This is a genomic window from Paraburkholderia sp. MM5482-R2 (assembly GCF_050436125.1).
GTDB classification, from domain to species: Bacteria; Pseudomonadota; Gammaproteobacteria; order Burkholderiales; family Burkholderiaceae; genus Paraburkholderia; species Paraburkholderia tuberum.
Genome location: NZ_JBNDLP010000003.1, coordinates 1,226,577 through 1,244,092, shown reverse-complemented (window position 1 = coordinate 1,244,092; position 17,516 = coordinate 1,226,577). Strand labels below are relative to the sequence as shown.

Annotated in this window: 14 protein-coding genes and 2 pseudogenes; 9 read left to right on the top strand and 7 right to left on the bottom strand. The window is 64.8% G+C overall.

From position 1 onward, the window contains the following. Positions 1 to 99 precede the first annotated feature (99 nt). Both OKW37_RS27890 and mdlC read right to left on the bottom strand, forming a co-directional pair. Positions 100 to 1,551 (bottom strand): aldehyde dehydrogenase, encoded by a 1,452-nt coding sequence (locus OKW37_RS27890; RefSeq protein WP_429402825.1) that lies wholly within the window; start codon positions 1,549 to 1,551, stop codon positions 100 to 102. Between the two features lie 37 nt (positions 1,552 to 1,588). Next, positions 1,589 to 3,232, bottom strand: a complete 1,644-nt coding sequence (gene mdlC, locus OKW37_RS27885; protein WP_429402824.1) for a benzoylformate decarboxylase — start codon at positions 3,230 to 3,232, stop codon at positions 1,589 to 1,591. A 104-nt stretch (positions 3,233 to 3,336) separates the two neighbouring features. On the opposite strand from mdlC, the gene OKW37_RS27880 reads away from it, so the two are divergent. The 6 genes and pseudogenes from OKW37_RS27880 to OKW37_RS27855 all read left to right on the top strand — a co-directional run bounded on the left by OKW37_RS27880 (position 3,337) and on the right by OKW37_RS27855 (position 9,253). Beyond that, entirely contained in the window at positions 3,337 to 4,254 is a 918-nt protein-coding gene (locus tag OKW37_RS27880; RefSeq protein WP_184054335.1) for a LysR family transcriptional regulator, read from the top strand. A gap of 129 nt (positions 4,255 to 4,383) precedes the next feature. Then, positions 4,384 to 4,665 (top strand): annotated as a pseudogene (locus OKW37_RS27875) (5-oxoproline transporter, DUF969 family subunit); the annotation flags it as partial. A gap of 58 nt (positions 4,666 to 4,723) precedes the next feature. After that, a pseudogene (locus tag OKW37_RS27870) lies at positions 4,724 to 4,897 on the top strand (5-oxoproline transporter, DUF979 family subunit); the annotation flags it as partial. Between the two features lie 10 nt (positions 4,898 to 4,907). Then, complete coding sequence (locus OKW37_RS27865; protein ID WP_429402823.1) at positions 4,908 to 5,918, top strand: DUF2891 domain-containing protein; 1,011 nt, start codon at positions 4,908 to 4,910, stop codon at positions 5,916 to 5,918. 155 nt (positions 5,919 to 6,073) lie between these two features. After that, positions 6,074 to 8,467: a DNA polymerase II gene (locus OKW37_RS27860; protein WP_429509980.1), complete on the top strand. Its 2,394-nt coding sequence runs from the start codon at positions 6,074 to 6,076 to the stop codon at positions 8,465 to 8,467. 414 nt (positions 8,468 to 8,881) lie between these two features. Beyond that, positions 8,882 to 9,253 carry a BON domain-containing protein gene (locus OKW37_RS27855; RefSeq protein WP_184064654.1) on the top strand — a complete coding sequence of 124 codons (372 nt, stop codon included), beginning with the start codon at positions 8,882 to 8,884 and terminating at the stop codon, positions 9,251 to 9,253. A 111-nt stretch (positions 9,254 to 9,364) separates the two neighbouring features. Here the strand turns inward: OKW37_RS27855 and OKW37_RS27850 are convergent, their stop codons facing one another. The 4 genes from OKW37_RS27850 to OKW37_RS27835 form a co-directional block, all read right to left on the bottom strand. Then, complete coding sequence (locus OKW37_RS27850; protein ID WP_429402822.1) at positions 9,365 to 10,855, bottom strand: MFS transporter; 1,491 nt, start codon at positions 10,853 to 10,855, stop codon at positions 9,365 to 9,367. Between the two features lie 134 nt (positions 10,856 to 10,989). Beyond that, positions 10,990 to 12,945 carry an aconitase family protein gene (locus OKW37_RS27845; RefSeq protein WP_429402821.1) on the bottom strand — a complete coding sequence of 652 codons (1,956 nt, stop codon included), beginning with the start codon at positions 12,943 to 12,945 and terminating at the stop codon, positions 10,990 to 10,992. A 133-nt stretch (positions 12,946 to 13,078) separates the two neighbouring features. Next, positions 13,079 to 13,981, bottom strand: coding sequence for a LysR family transcriptional regulator (locus OKW37_RS27840; protein WP_429402820.1), 903 nt, complete (start codon positions 13,979 to 13,981; stop codon positions 13,079 to 13,081). A gap of 104 nt (positions 13,982 to 14,085) precedes the next feature. Continuing rightward, the gene (locus OKW37_RS27835) at positions 14,086 to 14,814 is read right to left on the bottom strand and encodes a 2OG-Fe(II) oxygenase (protein ID WP_184064427.1); all 729 of its coding nucleotides are present in this window, start codon (positions 14,812 to 14,814) and stop codon (positions 14,086 to 14,088) included. Positions 14,815 to 15,027: 213 nt separating this feature from the next. On the opposite strand from OKW37_RS27835, the gene OKW37_RS27830 reads away from it, so the two are divergent. Continuing rightward, positions 15,028 to 15,675 carry a DsbA family oxidoreductase gene (locus OKW37_RS27830; protein ID WP_429402819.1) on the top strand — a complete coding sequence of 216 codons (648 nt, stop codon included), beginning with the start codon at positions 15,028 to 15,030 and terminating at the stop codon, positions 15,673 to 15,675. Between the two features lie 188 nt (positions 15,676 to 15,863). On the opposite strand, the gene OKW37_RS27825 is transcribed toward OKW37_RS27830, so the two are convergent. Further along, on the bottom strand, positions 15,864 to 16,184 hold the full coding sequence (locus tag OKW37_RS27825) for a pyrimidine/purine nucleoside phosphorylase (protein WP_429402818.1): 321 nt from the start codon (positions 16,182 to 16,184) through the stop codon (positions 15,864 to 15,866). A gap of 230 nt (positions 16,185 to 16,414) precedes the next feature. On the opposite strand from OKW37_RS27825, the gene OKW37_RS27820 reads away from it, so the two are divergent. Then, positions 16,415 to 16,957, top strand: coding sequence for a cysteine hydrolase family protein (locus OKW37_RS27820; protein ID WP_429402817.1), 543 nt, complete (start codon positions 16,415 to 16,417; stop codon positions 16,955 to 16,957). A gap of 55 nt (positions 16,958 to 17,012) precedes the next feature. Beyond that, positions 17,013 to 17,399 carry a BON domain-containing protein gene (locus tag OKW37_RS27815; protein ID WP_090806852.1) on the top strand — a complete coding sequence of 129 codons (387 nt, stop codon included), beginning with the start codon at positions 17,013 to 17,015 and terminating at the stop codon, positions 17,397 to 17,399. Positions 17,400 to 17,516: the final 117 nt, after the last annotated feature.

The following is a 17,516-nucleotide window of genomic DNA, read 5'->3' as shown; positions in this document are numbered from 1 at the left end:
CGTTGTTCGATTTTTTTTGCTGTCGGCAGTACGGTGCGACGCGATGGCCCGCTTCGGCGAGTTGGCCGCCGAACAGCGAGCCCATCGCGACGCTCTTCGTCAGAACGGATAGTGACGCGGCGTCGTTTGCAGCGTGACCCAGCGCAGATCGGTGAATTCCGCGATCCCCGCCTTGCCGCCGAAGCGGCCGAAGCCACTCGCCTTCACGCCGCCGAACGGCATTTGTGCTTCGTCGTGCACGGTCGGGCCGTTCACGTGACAAATGCCCGACTCGATGCATTTAGCGACGTTCAGCGCGCGCGCCGTGTCGCGGCTGAACACCGCCGCCGACAGGCCGTATTCGTTGTCGTTCGCACACGCGATTGCGGCTTCCTCGCCACGCACGCGCACGATCGGCTTGACCGGCCCGAACGATTCGTCGTGATAGATGCGCATGTCCGGCGTCACTCGATCGAGCAGCGTCGCGGGCATCAGCGTGGTTTCGCTCTTGCCGCCGCACACGAGCGTCGCGCCTTTGGCGAGCGCGTCGTCGATCAGCGCGTTGCAGCGCTCGACCGTGCTCATGTCGACTACCGAGCCGAGCACGACCGGCCCCTTGCGCGGATCGCCGAGTGGCAGCGCTCGCGAGCGCGCGGCGAGCCGCTCGACGAACGCATCGGCGATGCTATCGTCGACGATGATCCGCTCGGTCGACATGCAGATCTGCCCGGAGTTCGCGAACGCGCCGAACACGGCCGCATCGACCGCGGCGCCGATGTCGGCGTCGTCGAGCACGACGAGCGGCGCCTTGCCGCCTAGTTCGAGCACGCAGGGCTTCAGATTGCGCGCGCACGTTTCGGCGATCAGGCGGCCCACGCGCGTCGAGCCCGTGAAGTTCACGCGACGCACGGCCGGGTGTCCGATCATCGCGTCGACGATGCGCGCGGCGTCGGCCGGCGCATTGGTCACGAAGTTCACGGTGCCGCGTGGCAGACCCGCCTCCTGCATCGCCTCGATGATGAGACCGTGCGTGGCCGGGCAGATCTCCGAGCCCTTCAGCACGACCGTGTTGCCGCACGCGAGCGGCAGCGCGATCGCGCGCACCGCGAGTATCACCGGCGCGTTCCACGGCGCGATGCCGAGCACGACGCCCGCGGGCTGGCGCACGCCCATCGCGAGACTGCCGGGGACGTCGGATGGGATCAGTTCGCCGGCGATCTGCGTGGTCAGCGCGGCGGCCTCGATCAGCCCGGCCGCCGCGAGATGCACGTTGAAGCCGGCCCAGATGCCCGACGCGCCGGTCTCGGCGGCCATCGCGGCCGCGAAGGCGTCGGCCTTCGCTTCGAGCGCGTGCGCGGCCTTCGTCAGCAGCGCGCGGCGCTCGCTCGGTCCGAGCGCGGACCACACCGGAAAGGCGGCCGCGGCGGCATCGACGGCGGCCACGGCATCTTCGACGGTCGCGGCCGGCGCGCGCGTCGCGACTTCGCCGTCGAGCGGACTGCGGCGCTCGAAGCTCGCGCCGTTGCGCGCCTGTGTCTGCTCGCCGCCGATCAGCATCGATACGTTTTTCATCGTAGGTCTCTCTCCTTTTCGTGAATGGGAAGCGCAGTTACGCGACGATCGCTTCGACGAGCGTGGGACCGCTTTTCACGTCACCTTCGGTCAGCGCGCGACGCAACACGTCGGCAAGTTCAGCCGCCTCGCTGACGCGCGCGCCAGGGCAACCCATGCCCGCCGCGATCGTCACGAAGTCGAGGCCCGGCAGGTCCGTGCCCTGCACGGTCTCGCCAGGCGCGAAACCGAACACCGGCGCGAAATCCTGCAGCGCCGCGTAGCGCGTGTTGTTCAGGATCACGAATGTGATCGGTAGCTGCATCTGCACCGCGCTCCAGATCGCCTGAATCGAGTACATGCTCGAACCGTCGCCGATCAGCGCGATCACGCGCTCGCCCGGCCGCGCAAGCGCAACGCCGAGCGCCGCCGGCATGCCGTAGCCGAGGCCGCCGCTGTCCATCGTCAGGAACGTGCCGGCGCGCGCGATGGGCAGATAGGTCTGCATGATGGGCCGCGAGCTCGGCGCTTCCTCGACGACGATGCCATCGGGATCGCGCACTTCGGCGAGTGTCTGCAACGCGAACGCGACCGACATCCGCTCGCCCCGCGCGGGCGGCAGCGCTCGCGGCGCCACCGCGCGCGGCGCGGGCAACTCGCGCGCTTTGGGCGCGGCGCGCGCGAGCAGATCCTGCACGCCGAGCCGCACGTTGCCGACCGCGGCGATGCCCTGCGGCGTCCATGCGGCAATGCCCGGATCGTCGATCAACTGACACAGCCGCGAGCCCGGCGGCACATGCGGACCATTGCCTTCGACGTGATACGTGAACGCTGGCGCGCCGATCACGAAGATCGCGTCGTGCGCGCCGAGCAACTCGACGATGCGCTCACGCAGCGCCGGCAAAAAGCCCGCGAACAGGCGGTGCGTTTCGGGGAAGCTGCAACGTCCTGTCATCGGCGCGACGTAGACGCGCGCGGAATGCCGCTCCGCGAGGCGCACGACTTCAGCCGCCGCGTCCGCGCGATCGACCGCGCCACCGACCACGAACGCGGGCCGCTCGCACGCGTCGAGCACCGTGCCGATGCGTTCGAGCATCGCCGGATCGGGTCGCATGATGTGCGCGACCTCTCGGTCGGCCACGCGCTCGGCAGGCTGATCCCAGTCGTCGGCGGGAATCGACACGAACACCGGGCCGCGCGGCTCCTGCATCGCGATCGCGTACGCACGCGCGATCGCGAGCGGCACATCCTGCGCGCGAGCCGGCTCGATGCTCCACTTCACGTAGGGCTTCGGCAATTCGGTGGCCTGGGTCGCGGCGAGGAACGGTTCGAACGGCAGGATCGAGCGGGCCTGCTGACCCGCGGTGACGACGAGCGGCGTGCGGTTGCGAAACGCCGTGAAGATATTGCCCATCGCATTGCCGACACCCGCCGCCGAATGCAGATTCACGAGCGCCGCGTTGCCGGTGGTCTGCGCGTAGCCGTCTGCCATGCCGACCACGACCGCTTCCTGAAGACCGAGCACGTAGCGGAAATCCGCGGGGAAATCGCGGAACATCGGCAGCTCGGTCGAGCCCGGGTTCGCGAAGATCGACGTCATGCCGACGCGGCGCGCGAAGTCGATGACCGCGTCGCGTACGGTCCACGGCGTGCTCTGTTCTTTTGCGTGTGCCTGATTCTGCTGCGGCGCGCTGCTTGTCATGCGAAGTCTCCTGTCTGGTGAGCGCGAAAAATCGAATGGCCATTATCACGGCCGCCGGGGTAGCCGAAAATTGCCCAATTCGCAAAAAGGCATTACCTTTCGGCATGACTTACAACCTGCAACAACTGCAGGCGTTCGCGGTGATCGTCGAGAGCGGCAGCCTCGGACGCGCCGCCGAAGCGCTGCACATCACACAGCCGGCCTTGAGCCGGACCATCCGCCGTCTCGAGGAACAGGTCGGCGCGCCGCTGTTCGAGCGGCATTCGCGCGGCATGCATTTGACCGCGGTCGGCGAGGCACTGCTGCCGCACGCGATCCTGTTGCAACGCGAAGCCGAACAGGCGCGCGAGGAAATCGACGCGATGCGCGGCCTCGCGCGCGGCACGATCCGCGTCGGCGCGGTCGGCAGCATCGCGAGCCTCGTGCTGCCGCTCGCGGTGAGCGGCGTGTTGACGAAGTGGCCGAACCTGCGCGTGGAGATCATCGAGGGCGTGTGGGACCGGCTCGCCGATGCGCTCGTCAAACGTCAGATCGATCTCGCGCTCAGCATGGCCGTGCCCGATACCGACGAGATCACCGCGATCGCCGATTGCCGCTGGGAAGACGCGAGCTACGTGGTCGCCGCGCTCGATCATCCGCTGCGGCGCAAGCCTGACCTCACGCTCGCCGACACGCTGGGCGAACGCTGGGCGATTCCGCCACGCGGCACCGGCCCGTTCGAGCACATGCAGAGTGTGTTTGCCGAGCGCGGGCTGGGACTGCCGAACGTCGTCGTCGAAACGCGCTCGGTCACGGCGCTGAAGAGCCTGGTCGCGCGTTCGGGCTTTCTGAGCTGGATGGCGTCGACGATGTACGTGACCGAAAGCAAGGCCGGCGTGTTCGATACGCTCGGCGTCCCAGGCGTGGTCGGGCGGCGCACGTTGACCGCGTTCCGGCGGCGCCAGGGGATTCTGCCGAGCCCGGCGGTCAAGCTGCTGGAGCAGTTGCGGCAGTTGACGGCGGAGGGTATGACCGCGGGTTGATCGTTTCCCGCACACGCTGCCACTTTCTCGGCGTTTACCCGATAAGTATATTTTATCGATTATTTATCAATAAAGTCTCGTGTTAGATTCCGTCGCCATGCGTCGGGGAAACGAAGCAAGGAGAGCCGGATGGGGGTTTTGATTGGCGTGCCGATCGTGGTACTCGGCTTCGCATTGCGCTTCAACGCGCTGCTGGTGGTGACGATCGCGGGCGTCGCGACCTGGATAGCCGGCGGCTTGTAGACGGTGGCGATCGTCAGCGCGTTCGGCAAGGCATTCGCGGATCACCGCTACATGGGCCTGATCTGGCTCACGCTGCCGGTCATCGCGCTGCTCGAACGCAACGGTCTGAAGCAACAGGCGCGGCATCTGATCTCGCGCCTGCATGCAGCCACCACCGGCCGCGTGCTCTCATCACGCTGGTCGGTACGCTGACGCTCAAGTACGCGCCTTTCGTCGAAACGAAGAATCTGGTTTCTGTGGCACGCTGATGACGCCGATGGCGGCGAACTTCAACATCGTCCCCGCCGCGCTGCTCGAACTGAAGGACCAGAACGGCGTGATCAAGGCGCAATGGCCGACCGCTTTACTATTGCTGATCGTCAACACCATACTGTCGTACGTGTTCGTATTCCGCTTCTGAGGAACCGCCGATGACCACCCAGCTCACCCGCGAATTCGCGTCCAGATTCGCCAATGTCGCACTCGCCCACCTCACGCGCGAATACCCGAACAAGCTCACGCACTCGCTCGAAGGACCGCAGGACGTGCAGGGTCCGCGCGCCTTGCATCCGATCTTCTACGGCAGCTACGACTGGCATTCGTGCGTGCACGGTTACTGGCTGATCCTGCATCTGCTCGAACGCTTCCCCGATCTGCCCGAGGCCGCGCGCATCATCGCCGTGGTCGACGAGCATTTCACCGTGGCGAACGTCGCCGGCGAACTCGCGTATCTGGAGCTGCCGCACAACCGCGGCTTCGAGCGGCCGTATGGCTGGGCGTGGCTGCTCGCGCTCGGCGCGCAGTTGCAGTCGATGAAAATCTCGGAAGCCGCGCGCTGTGCGAAGACGTTCGCGCCGCTCACTCAGGCGTTCGTCGAGCGCTTCGAGGAGTTCCTGCCGAAAGCAACCTATCCGCTGCGCGTCGGCACGCACTTCAACATGGCGTTCGCGCTCGCGCTGACGCTCGATTTCGCGCGGCAAACCTCGCGCGAATCGCTCGAGGCGCTGATCGTCAGCACCGCGGAGCGCTGGTATCTGGACGACGTCGCGTGTCAGGCGTGGGAGCCGGCCGGCGACGAGTTCCTGTCGCCGTCGCTGATGGAAGCGGAGTTGATGCGGCGTGTGTTGCCGTCGGCGCAGTTCGCCGACTGGTTCGGACGCTTCCTGCCGGACCTCGGCGCGAAAAAACCGGCGACGCTGTTCGAGCCCGTCACCGTGACCGATCGCAGCGACGGCAAGATCGCGCATCTGGACGGCCTCAATCTGAGCCGCGCGTGGTGCCAGCGTGCGCTCGCGCGCGCGCTGCCCGCCGGCGACGTGCGTCGCACCGTGCTGTTCGATGCGGCCGAGCGTCATCTGCACAGCGCGCTGCCGCATGTGACCGGCGACTACATGGGCGAGCACTGGCTCGCCACGTTCGCGACGCTGGCGCTCGAAGCTTGAGCGAACCGGGAACGAACTGAACCGGCTTTGAAGAGATAAAGCCGTGCTGGTTGGGGCGCTTCAGTACGAAGCGCCCTTTTCATTGCCCGTTCAACAGTCCCTGCCTGCGGCGGTAAAATCGCGCAAGGCGATTGCGCCGCTTTAAAGGTGGAAGTTTGACTGAGTTCGAGCAGGGTTTCATTTTGACCCGACATTGGCGGGACACGCCCGCCGGCACGGAAATCGAGTTCTGGCTGGCCACGCACAGCGGGCCGCGCCACATCCGTCTGCGCCCTCAGCCGTCCGTCGCCTTCATTCCGGCCGAACATCGCGAACGCGCCGAAACGATCCTGCGCCGCGACGCGCCGCTCGATCTGCGTTCGCTCGAATTGCGCGACTTCCAGCATCGGCCGGTCAGCGGGCTTTACTGCGCGCAATACCGGCAATTGAAGGGCTTCGAGAAGCGCCTCAGAGAAGGCGGTGTCGATGTCTACGAAGCCGATATCCAGCCGCCCGAGCGCTACATGATGGAGCGCTTCATCACCGCGCCGGTGTGGTTCAGCGGCGTGCCGCAGCAGAATGGTTCGGGGCTCGATGGCCCCTGGCTCGACAGCGAACTCAAACCGTCCAACGACTATCGTCCGCCGTTGAAGCTCGTGTCGCTCGACATCGAAACGAGCGCGCATGCCGAGCTATATTCGATCGCGCTCGAAGGCTGCGGCGAGCGGCAGGTGTATATGCTCGGGCCGCCGAATGGCAACAACGGCAATGTCACCGACGCCATCGACTTCAAGCTCGAATACTGCGAAACCCGCGCACGGCTGCTCGAAAAGCTGATCGAGTGGATGGAGCGGCACGATCCCGATGCGATCATCGGCTGGAACCTCGTGCAGTTCGACCTGAAGGTACTGCAACAACATGCCGAGCAGTATCGCGTGCCGCTGCGCATCGGACGAGGCGGCGCGGTGATGGAGTGGCGCGAACACGGCGTCACGCGCAATCACTTTTTCGCGGGCGTGGCGGGTCGTTGGGTCATCGACGGCATCGAGGCATTGCGTTCGGCGACGTGGAGCTTCCCGTCGTTCAGCCTCGAATACGTATCGCGCTCGGTGCTGGGCGAAGGCAAAGCGATCGACAATCCGTATCAGCGCATGGACGAAATCCAGCGCCGCTTCGACGAAGACAAGCCCGCGCTCGCGCGTTACAACCTGAAGGACTGCGAGCTCGTCACGCGTATCTTCGCGAAGACCGAGTTGCTGCCGTTCCTGCTCGAACGCGCGACCGTGACGGGCCTGCCCGCCGATCGCAGCGGCGGCTCGGTCGCGGCGTTCACGCATCTGTACATGCCGCGCATGCATCGGCAGGGCTATGTCGCGCCGAATCTCGGCGACGTGGCCGGCGCCGCGAGCCCCGGCGGCTTCGTGATGGATTCGCGGCCCGGGCTCTACGACTCGGTGCTCGTGCTCGACTACAAGAGCCTGTATCCGTCGATCATCCGCACGTTTCTGATCGACCCGCTCGGTCTGGTCGAAGGCATGCTGCATCCCGACGACGCGAGCTCGGTGCCGGGCTTTCTCGGCGCGCGCTTTTCACGCACGCGTCACTGCTTACCGTCGATCGTCGCGCAGGTGTGGCAGGCACGCGAAGCGGCCAAGCGCGAGCACAACAAGCCGCTGTCGCAGGCGCTGAAGATCATCATGAACGCGTTCTATGGCGTGCTAGGCTCGACCGGCTGCCGCTTCTTCGATCCGCGGCTTGCGTCGTCGATCACGATGCGCGGCCACGAGATCATGCACACGACACGCGAGCTGATCGAGGCGCAAGGCTACGAAGTGATTTACGGCGACACCGATTCGACCTTCGTCTGGCTCAGGCACGCGCATGACGAGGAAGACGCCGCGCGCATCGGCCGCGCGCTCGTCGAACATATCAACGCGGCGTGGCGGCAGAAGCTGCAGGCGCGCTTCGGTATCGACAGTGCGTTGGAACTGCAATTCGAGCGGCACTACCGGCGCTTTTTCATGCCGACGGTGCGCGGTGCCGAGGAAGGCAGCAAGAAACGCTACGCAGGACTTATGGTATTGCCGGACGGCCGCGAGGACGTGGTCTACAAAGGGCTCGAAACCGTGCGCACCGATTGGACGCCGCTTGCGCAGCAGTTTCAGCAGGAACTGTATCGGCGCATCTTCAAGCAGCAGCCGTATCAGGATTACGTGCGCGACTATGTGCGCGATACGCTCGCCGGCCGGCTCGACGATCAGCTCGTCTATCGCAAGCAGTTGCGCAGACCGATCGACGCTTACGAGCGCAACGTGCCACCGCATGTGCGCGCGGCACGCGTCGCCGATGAGTTCAATCGCCAGCAGGGACGTCCGCTGCAATATCAGAACGGCGGCTGGATCAGCTACGTGATGACGGTGGCCGGCCCCGAGCCGCTCGAAACGCTGCGCTCGGCGATCGACTACGAGCACTATCTGACGCGGCAATTGCAGCCGGTTGCCGACGCGATTCTGCCGTTGCTACGCGACGATTTCACGACGCTGATGTCGGGGCAGAAGCAGTTGTTCTGATCGGGGCGGCGAACGCGCGGCTGCGAGCATGGACGAATTGCCTACTTCACCATGGACGGGGCTCGGCCTCTTCATCGGAGTGCGTGTTATGCACAGCAAAGGTGCGGCAGGGCGAGTTGCCGCGGCTCGCGTATCGCATGCTCCGCGCTACCGGTAATCCGTGATTAAAGGCGGAAAAAAACTAATCCCTGGTTTTGATTTGCAACCCTATCAACAGAATTAGAGCGCCATCATAATTTGAAGTATTGTAATTTCTTCGGTTGTCCGCGCAATTGGCCGGTTTGCATTGCTGCTTGACCTAACCCTTTATTGTCCTATAGTGCCATTTGATCCGCCTCAGAAATATTGTGGGGGCGTGTGTCTGATATCCCTGAATCTGTAGCCCCAACGATCTGCAACGACAGGAGAAGATGCATGAAAGCAATCCACGCCGTCAAACTGGTCGGTACCGCCCTTCTGATTTCGGGTTCGATTCACGCCTATGCGCAGGCGAGCAACGCTAACGCCCCTGCGTCTGCCCCGACCACGACGCCCGAAGCCCGATCGCATTACAAGTCAATGAAAGCAGCGAACCGGGCGCTACAGCGTCAGGTTCGAAATGCGCTGGTGAAAGACAGGAACATCTCCACGGCCAATATCACAGTTCGCGCCCGCGATGGTGCTGTCACGCTGCAGGGCAGCGTACCGCTTCAGGCAGAAAGCGACCGGGCAACCGAAGTGGCGAAAGGGGTGCCTGGCGTAACTTCGGTCAGGAACGCGCTGTCGATCCGTCCTGTGGGCACCTGAAGCAGTCCTGGACCCCGCTTTGCAGGAAGGCCGGCGCTCTGACCGTGCATTCCATTGAGGGCATAGCCAATGCGGCACATGGCGGCGGGCCGGCTCGACAGCCGGCCTTCGCTATGCGGATATCTTCTCGAGTTCGAGCCCTTTCGTCTTCGGCCCCATCAAGCCAATCGCCAGCATCACGATCAGCATCGCGCCCGCGATGAACACGAACACGCCGGTCGTGCCGAAGTAGCGCAATACGGCCGCGATCAGAAAGGCCGTGAAAATCGCGGAAAAGCGGCTCCACGAGTAGACGAAGCCGACCGCGCGCGCCCGGATGCTGGTCGGAAACAGTTCGGCCTGGTACGCGTGATAACTGTACGAAATGATGTTGCCGGCCAGCGTCAGGCACACTCCGAGGCTCACGAGGAGCACCGCACCCGATGCCTGACTGAACCACAACCCGCACACGATATTGACGCCGGCCATCACGACGATTACCGTCTTGCGCTCGAAGCGGTCGCCGATAAACAGCCCGATGAACGGACCGAGCGGCGCGGCCAATGCGATCACGCTCGAATACATCAGGCTCGTCGTGATCGTGATGCCCTGCTTGATCAGCAGCGTCGGCACCCAGTTCGCGAAGCCATAGAAGCCGACCGTCTGGAAGATGTTGAAGATCGTCATCATCAGCGTGCGGCTGCGGTACGGCGGCACCCACATGTCGCGGAAGCTGCCGCGCGGTGGGATCGGCACCGGCGGCGCCGGCGGCGGCAACTCGCGGCCATATTCGTGACGTACCTTCGCCTCGAGCGCGTTCATCACGCGGTCGGCTTCGGCGAGACGTCCTTGCTGCGCGAGCCAGCGCGGGCTTTCCGGCAACGCGCGGCGAATCCACCAGACGAATAGCGCGCCATGCGCGCCGATCAGCACGACCCAGCGCCAGCCGTCCAGACCGAACAGCGTGCGCGGCACCAGCAGAAACGATAGAAACGCGACCACCGGCACGGCCGTGAAGCCGACCGCCTGCTCGCACGCGAACGCGCGGCCGCGGATCTGCTTCGGCACCAGCTCGGAGATGTACGTGCCGATCGTCACCAGTTCGACGCCGATGCCGACACCGGCGACGAAGCGCCAGAAATTGAGGCCCGTCGCGGTCTCCTGAAACGCCATCACGAGGTTCGCCGCGGTGTACCACAGCAGCGACCAGGTGAACACCGCGCGCCGCCCGAAGCGATCCGCGAGGAAACCGCACGCGATCGTGCCAATAAACAGGCCGCTAAACAGCGCGGCGATGAAACTCGCGACGCCGGTCGAGCCGAACAGGCCATGCGTGGTCGCGGTCAACATGCCGCTTTTCACGAGGCCCGGCGCGATATAGCCGGAGTACAGCAGGTCGTAGAGTTCGAAGAAGAAGCCGAGGCTCAGCAGCACCACCAGCTTCCAGACGGAGCGCGTGGCGGGCAAGCGGTCGAGGCGCGCCGAAATGCTGCCGGCGTCGAGCGATGCGTGGCCCGCCGCCTGAGCGGGCGTGCTGCGGGCGGCGCTGCCGGCCGCGTCAGTGGACTGCGCCACGGTACCGCCGCTGCGCGCGACGGACCCCGCGGGATCGGGGAATGCCATGTTGTCTGTCTCCTTCTGTTGCGACTGCTTTTACGGCAGGGCTGATCGCTTACCGCGGCCGGTTCGATGCCGGCCTTGCGTCCTGTCGCGCGTCGCACGCGCCACGATGGGTCGGCCGGAGTCCGGCCAGCATTCTAGCCGTGCCCGCGTTGCAATTGTTCGAACGTGGTGATTTTTCCGGCCAGCGCGCTCGCCGCGACCGTGTACGGGCTCGCGAGCCAGACGTCGCCAGGTCCCGAACGGCCGGGGAAATTGCGGTTGATCGCGCTGATCGTCACGTCATTCGGCTTGGCCGATTGTCCCGGTCCGCAGTTTGCGCACGAGCCGCAGCCAGGCATCACGAGCGTCACGCCCGCGCGCTCGAACACCGGCAGATAGCCCTGCTCCTCGCAATACGCGCGCACCGCCATCGTGCCGAATTGCAGATACAAACGCGTGCGCTCGGGCACCCGTAGGCCGTGCTCGACGCCCCAACGCAGCACCTCGTGATAGAAATCGAAGTCCTCGCGCTTGCCCGCGGTGCACGAGCCGCCATACGCGATATCGATCGCGACGTCCTGTTCGAGCCGCGGCGCCGGCACGCCATTGCCGGGGTCGCCCGGACGCGCGAGCATCGGTTCGATCGCGTTCGCATCGATATGGATCGTGTCGCGATAGGTCGCGTCCGCGTCGCTTTTCATCCAGCCTTCCAGCACGAAATCGACGCCGCGCCGCTCCTTCAGGAACGCGACCGTGCGCTCGTCCGGTTCGACGATGCCAGTGAAGCCGCCGAGTTCCGCGACCATGTTGGTCAGCGTCGCACGTTCGTCGATCGACATCGCGCGCACCGCCGCGCCGCCGTATTCGAACACGAGGCCGATCGCGCCGCCCGAGCGAATCGCCTCCATCCGCAGCAGATGCAGCACGACGTCCTTCGCGGTCACGCCGTCGCGCAACTGGCCGTCGATCTCGATGCGCAGCGTCTCCGGCACTTTGCAGCGCACGTAGCCCGTGACCCAGCTATTGGCGATTTCGGTCGCGCCCGCGCCAAATGCGAGGCAGCCGAGCGCGCCCGAATGCGGCGTGTGCGAATCGGTACCGCATGCTACCTGGCCCGGCAGCGCGTATTGCTCGGCCATCAACGCATGACAGATGCCCTCGGAGCCGGGCACACCATCGAGCGCGCCGTGCGAGCGCACCGGGTAGTCGTGCGAAAACGTCGTGTGGCCTTCCATCAGATTCGCGACGCCCGGCAACAGACCGTCGCGCACGTGAGGGATGCTCTGCGGCGCGAGCACCAGATGATCCTGGAACGCGATGATGTGATCCGGCGCATGCAGCGGCGCGGGCTTGCCGAACGCCCGATGCATCAGATGCGCGCACATGCCGGTGAAATAGTCATGGCTGAAGCGCCAGTCGGCGGCGATGAACACGCCGTCGCCGCGCTGCGCGCTCGCGGTGCCCGGATGCAGATGACGGTCGATGATCTTCTCGACCAGCGTTTTCGGCTCGGCGCCCGGCGCTTCGTTCGGGGCATCGCTCGCACGCTCGCCCGGCGCGGGCCACTCCGCGAACCGGCTATACGCGAGCAGCCCGCCGCTGCGGATGATCTGCTGCGTGAGCGAGTCGCGGCCTTTCAGGAATTCGTCGATCGGCACCGCTTCGCCTGCAAGCAAGCGATCGAGCACGGAAAAATCGGTCGTGGTCAGAATGCCGATGTTGTCGCAGTTCTGCTGATAGATACGCTCGAAGCTCTCGGCAACGATCAGGCGAATACCTGCGGACAACTCCGCGAGCGGGCTCGATTCTCGCGACGAGCCCTTGCCGTAGCGCTTGCCGGCCACCGTCACGCGAAAGCCGCCGTCCTTCACCGCATTGCGGCCGATCGGCAGACGGTCGCCGGCCTTGAAGCCGACGTACGGGTACTGGCCGAGGCGCTCGTCGTAGGTGAGCATTACGGTGACGGGCGTGATCTCGTCCGTCGACACGTTGTCGCGCAACGGTCCCGCCGTGTCGCGAGTGAAGTTTTCGCCGGCCAGTTGCGCCTCGATCACGGCCGGGTCTTGCGACAGGTACAGCACGCGGCCGTCCAAACGAATCGTATCGCTCATCACTGCATTCTCCTTGCGCTCACTATACGGTGCGCAAGGCGGATGCCGAAGTGCCGGTGCGGCAACGCTGCCGTCTCGTTTCGCGAATGCTCGATGGCGGAGCCGCGGCGCGCAGTGCGGGTGGTGGAATCGTCTAAGGCGGATTGCCGAGGAACGACACCAGCGCGGCCGCGCTCGCGCTCAACTGCTCGCGCGCCTTGAAGATGATGATCAGATGACGCTCCGCCCACGCATCGGCAAGCGGCAGCAGCCGCACGTCGAGCGTGTTCACGTAGAGCAGGCCGACCGGCTCGGGCACGATCGCGATGCCGAGCCCCGCATGCACCATCCGGCACAGCGCATCGAGACTGCTCACGCGCATCCGCACGTCGAGCTGCTGGCCCGCGCTCGCCGCCTGCTGCGCGAGCAAACGTGTAAGCGCGCTTTCGCTGCGCAAGCCGACGAAGCTGTCGTGCAACAGATCGTCGAAGTTCACCCGCGCCGCGCTGGCGAGCCGATGCCCACCCGGCACGAGCACCGCGAGCCGGTCCTGGCGATACGGCATCTGCTCGAACGCCTCGCTGCCAGCAACCGGATTGCAGATGCCGAAGTCCGCGCCGTGTTCGTCGACGATACGCAGCACGTCCGCACTGTTTTCTTCTTCGAGTTCGATCGCTACATCCGGGAACGCGCGGCCGAATGCGGCCACGTCTTCAGGCAGAAACTGCACGATCGACGACAGATTCGCAACCACCCTCACGCGCCCTTTGACGCCCGTCGAAAAGCGCGACAACTCCGCGCTCATCTGCTCTATATTGCCGATGATCGCGAGCGCGTAGCGCAGCACGGTCTCGCCGACCGGCGTCACGGTAATGCCGCGCGACTGCCGTTGAATCACCGGCAGGCCGATCAGCGCCTCGATCTCGGCGATGCGCCGGCTCACCGCCGACGACGCGATGAACTCGCGCTCCGCCGCGCGCGCGATATTGCGCTCCTGGCAAACGGCGACGAACAGACGCAGCGAAGTCAGATCGAGTTTCTTGAGCAGGTTTTCCATGGGACGAGGCGACGGATCTTACGACAATGGCCGCAGATCGCTGGAATCGTGGCCGTTATCGTCTCACGGCACGCGGTGTTGCGCCATTGCGCCGACAGCGGCCCTCACAGCGCATCATGAAAGATGATGCCGACCGTATGCCGATGTCCCGAGCGCAGGCGGCTCACGCCGTGCCGCAGATTCACGCGATACGGCCCGCGCGTACCCTGCACGGGCCGGCTGTTCACGGTGAACACGACCGCGTCGCCCTTCGCGAGCGGCACGACTTCGGCACGCGACTGCATGCGCGGACGCTGCTCGGTCATCACGAACTCGCCGCCTGTGAAGTCGCGCCCCGGCTCCGACAGCAGTACCGCAACCTGCAGCGGGAACACGTGTTCGCCGTACAGATCCTGATGCAGGCAGTTGAAATCGCCCTCGCCGTATTGCAGGATCAGCGGCGTCGGACGCACCTGGCCGGCGTCATGGCAGCGTCGAATGAAATCCGCATGTTTCGGCGGATAGCGCACGTCGATGCCCATCGCCATGTTCCAGCGGTTCGCGACCGGCACGAGGTGCGGATAAAGGGCACCGCGCAAGCCGCCGACGAGCGACGGCAGCGGATACGCAAAGTACTTGTATTCGCCGCGACCGAAGCCGTGGCGCGCCATGACGACGCGGCTGCGATAAAGCGCGTCGCGTGTATAGAGCGCGCTCAGCGCGTCGCATTCGCGGGGCGTCAACAGTTGCGGCACGGCGGCGCAGCCGTACTGATCGAGATCGTGTTCGATCCGCGGCCAGTCGAGTGCGTCGACGCGTTGGTCGATCGTTTGGGTGGGAGCGATTGCGTTCATCGTCGATGACTGGGCGGCGCGGGCTCGTCGCCCGCGCCATCAAAGTAGGTAGCTCGATGAACTTAGTGTACGAGTGTGGTGGCGGGAAAACACTCCGGGTCTTGCGGTCAAATTCAGCCGCACTGCACGGAGGGACGATTCACGCTACGCTGTCGGTATCGTTGCGGCCGCACTTGCTGCCGCCGCATCGCACTTCATTCCGCCAGGACAACCATGAAACAGCAGCTCACCATCGATTTTGTTTCCGACATCGCCTGCCCGTGGTGCGCGATCGGCCTGTCGTCGCTGCAGCTCGCGCTCGCGCGGCTTCAGGACAAAATCGACGCGCGCATCGTCGTGCATCCATTCGAACTGAATCCGCAGATGGGACCGGACGGCGAAGACATCGTCGAGTATCTCGGCAAGAAATACGGCCGCACGGCCGAGCAGATCGCCGAAACGCAGGCGATGATCCGCGAACGCGGCGCGAGCGTCGGCTTCGATTTCGGTCCGCGCATCCGCACCTACAACACGTTCGACGCGCACCGCCTGCTGCATTGGGCCGGCCTGAAGGGCCACCAGTTACCGCTGAAGCTCGCGCTATTGCGCGCGTATCATGCCGACGGCAAGAATCCGGGCAACCATGACGTGCTGGTCGAAGCGGCCCAGTCGGTAGGACTCGACGCCAACGAAGCGCGCGACGTGCTGACGAGCGGCGCGTATGCCGATGAAGTGCGCGAAGCGGAAAAGAACAATCAGGAAATGGGCATTCAATCGGTGCCCTCGATCATTTTCAACCGCCGCTATCTGGTGACCGGCGGCCAGCCGGTCGAGCAATTCGTGCAGGTGATCGAGGAGATCGTGGCGAAAGAGACAGCGTAAGGTTCATCGTCGAAGCGAAGCGTAATGGACGGCCCATTCTGAGTACCTGGCTCAATCATGCACTCGCGAATGCTTGCGTGCTGTCTCTTCAACACATCTGAGCAAAGATAGTCTGGGCCTATTGTCCAAGCCGTCCCGGCTGCTTGCAGCAGGTCTTTCTTATCCCACTGCACGCGCCTTAAAGCCGCTTACAGATAGCTGCAAACGTAGTCCAGCGTTTCGACCACATCGATATCGAAGCGGCTCTTGCCAGGCACCGAGAACGATTCGCCGCCGCCATAGGTCTTCCACTCATCGCTGCCGTCGAGACGGATGCGGCATTTGCCCGCCTGCACTTCCATCAGCTCCGGCGCGTCGGTGCCGAAGTTCAGCGTGCCGGGCAGGATCACGCCGAGCGTCTTGCGCGTGCCGTCGGCGAACAGCACGGTGTGCGACACGCACTTGCCGTCGAAGTACACGTTGGCTCGTTTGACAACAGAAACCTGGTCGAATTGCGTTGCAGCCGTCATGGCGGTCTTCCTCTGGATCATCGTGAAGGGATGCGTTGCGGCCCGGTGGGCGCGGCAGACGGCGCGCGATCCGCGCAAGCCGCCCGCGCAGGGCGCCCTGCCGGGCGCGAGCCCGCCATCATACATGGCTATTGATGGCGCCAATACGGTAAAGTCTGCCAGAATCATATCGACACCTACACAGACTCATTCGACCCATGCGCTCTCCCGCTCCTTCCGCCGGCGCCGTATTGTTGTTGATCGATCTGCAACGCGCGATCGATCATCCGAGCTGGGGCGAGCGCAACAATCCCGCAGCCGAGACGCAGGTGAGCCGCTTGCTCGCGCATTGGCGTAGCCGAGGCTGGCCGGTGTGGCATGTGCGGCACGACTCGACGGAGCCTGGGTCGCACTATCGGCCGGGTCAGGCGGGACACGAATTCAAGGCGTCCAACGTGCCGTTGCCCGACGAACCGGTGATTGCGAAACGCACGAATAACGCGTTCATCGGCACGGGACTCGAAGACCGCCTGCGCGCCGCCGGCCACACGACGCTGGTCGTGGCGGGTGTCATCACCAACAACTCGGTCGAGACGACGGTGCGGATGGCCGGCAACCTCGGCTTCGATACGTATCTCGTGGCCGACGGCTGTTTCACTTTTGCACGGACCGACTGGCACGGAACGCCGCGCAGCGCCGACGACGTTCATGCGATGTCACTGGCCAATCTCGATCATGAGTACTGCGCGGTCGTCACGACGGACGCGCTATTGGGCAACGGGCAACCGCAATAGCCGCAACGTCGATCTGCCGCGCGGCGAGCCACAATCAGGTGGTACAGGAGGACCTGTGAGAAAAGACAGCGCGAGCACCCTAATTGGCGCCATTGCCGCGGCAGCGATTGCGATCGGCACTGCGACCTGTGCGAATGCGCAAACCAGTGGCGGCATGCCGAACGATGCTTCCGCGCAAAGCCAATCCATCGCGGCATCGCCGGCTCGCAACAGACCCGATAGCGAGCTCGCGCGCGACGTGCGGCGCGCGCTCGCACGCACACCGAACCTGCATTCAACGTCGATTCACGTGCAGGCGCGCCGCGGTATCGTGACGCTGACCGGTTGGGTACCGCAGCGCGCTCAGGTGCAACGCGCGGGCAGTGTCGCGAGATCGGTGCGCGGAGTCAGACAGGTGAATAACCATCTGAATGTGCGCACGAGAGGTGCCAGCGGTCACTAGCGCAAAACGAATAAAAGAAAGTACTCAGCCCGCCACGAATGCGGCGGGCTGAGTACTTTCTATCGGCCAATCAATCGATGCGTGCGAGTATTCGCCGCGGCGGTCCATTGCTGCGCA

Bases quoted from the DNA above. Each gene is read 5' to 3' on its own strand.
- OKW37_RS27865 (WP_429402823.1), top strand. From the start codon at position 4,908: ATGACCACCCAGCTCACCCGCGAATTCGCGTCCAGATTCGCCAATGTC.
- OKW37_RS27835 (WP_184064427.1), bottom strand. From the start codon at position 14,814: ATGAACGCAATCGCTCCCACCCAAACGATCGACCAACGCGTCGACGCA.
- OKW37_RS27880 (WP_184054335.1), top strand. From the start codon at position 3,337: ATGACTTACAACCTGCAACAACTGCAGGCGTTCGCGGTGATCGTCGAG.
- OKW37_RS27830 (WP_429402819.1), top strand. From the start codon at position 15,028: ATGAAACAGCAGCTCACCATCGATTTTGTTTCCGACATCGCCTGCCCG.
- OKW37_RS27845 (WP_429402821.1), bottom strand. From the start codon at position 12,945: ATGAGCGATACGATTCGTTTGGACGGCCGCGTGCTGTACCTGTCGCAA.
- OKW37_RS27855 (WP_184064654.1), top strand. From the start codon at position 8,882: ATGAAAGCAATCCACGCCGTCAAACTGGTCGGTACCGCCCTTCTGATT.
- mdlC (WP_429402824.1), bottom strand. From the start codon at position 3,232: ATGACAAGCAGCGCGCCGCAGCAGAATCAGGCACACGCAAAAGAACAG.
- OKW37_RS27850 (WP_429402822.1), bottom strand. From the start codon at position 10,855: ATGGCATTCCCCGATCCCGCGGGGTCCGTCGCGCGCAGCGGCGGTACC.
- OKW37_RS27825 (WP_429402818.1), bottom strand. From the start codon at position 16,184: ATGACGGCTGCAACGCAATTCGACCAGGTTTCTGTTGTCAAACGAGCC.
- OKW37_RS27840 (WP_429402820.1), bottom strand. From the start codon at position 13,981: ATGGAAAACCTGCTCAAGAAACTCGATCTGACTTCGCTGCGTCTGTTC.
- OKW37_RS27890 (WP_429402825.1), bottom strand. From the start codon at position 1,551: ATGAAAAACGTATCGATGCTGATCGGCGGCGAGCAGACACAGGCGCGC.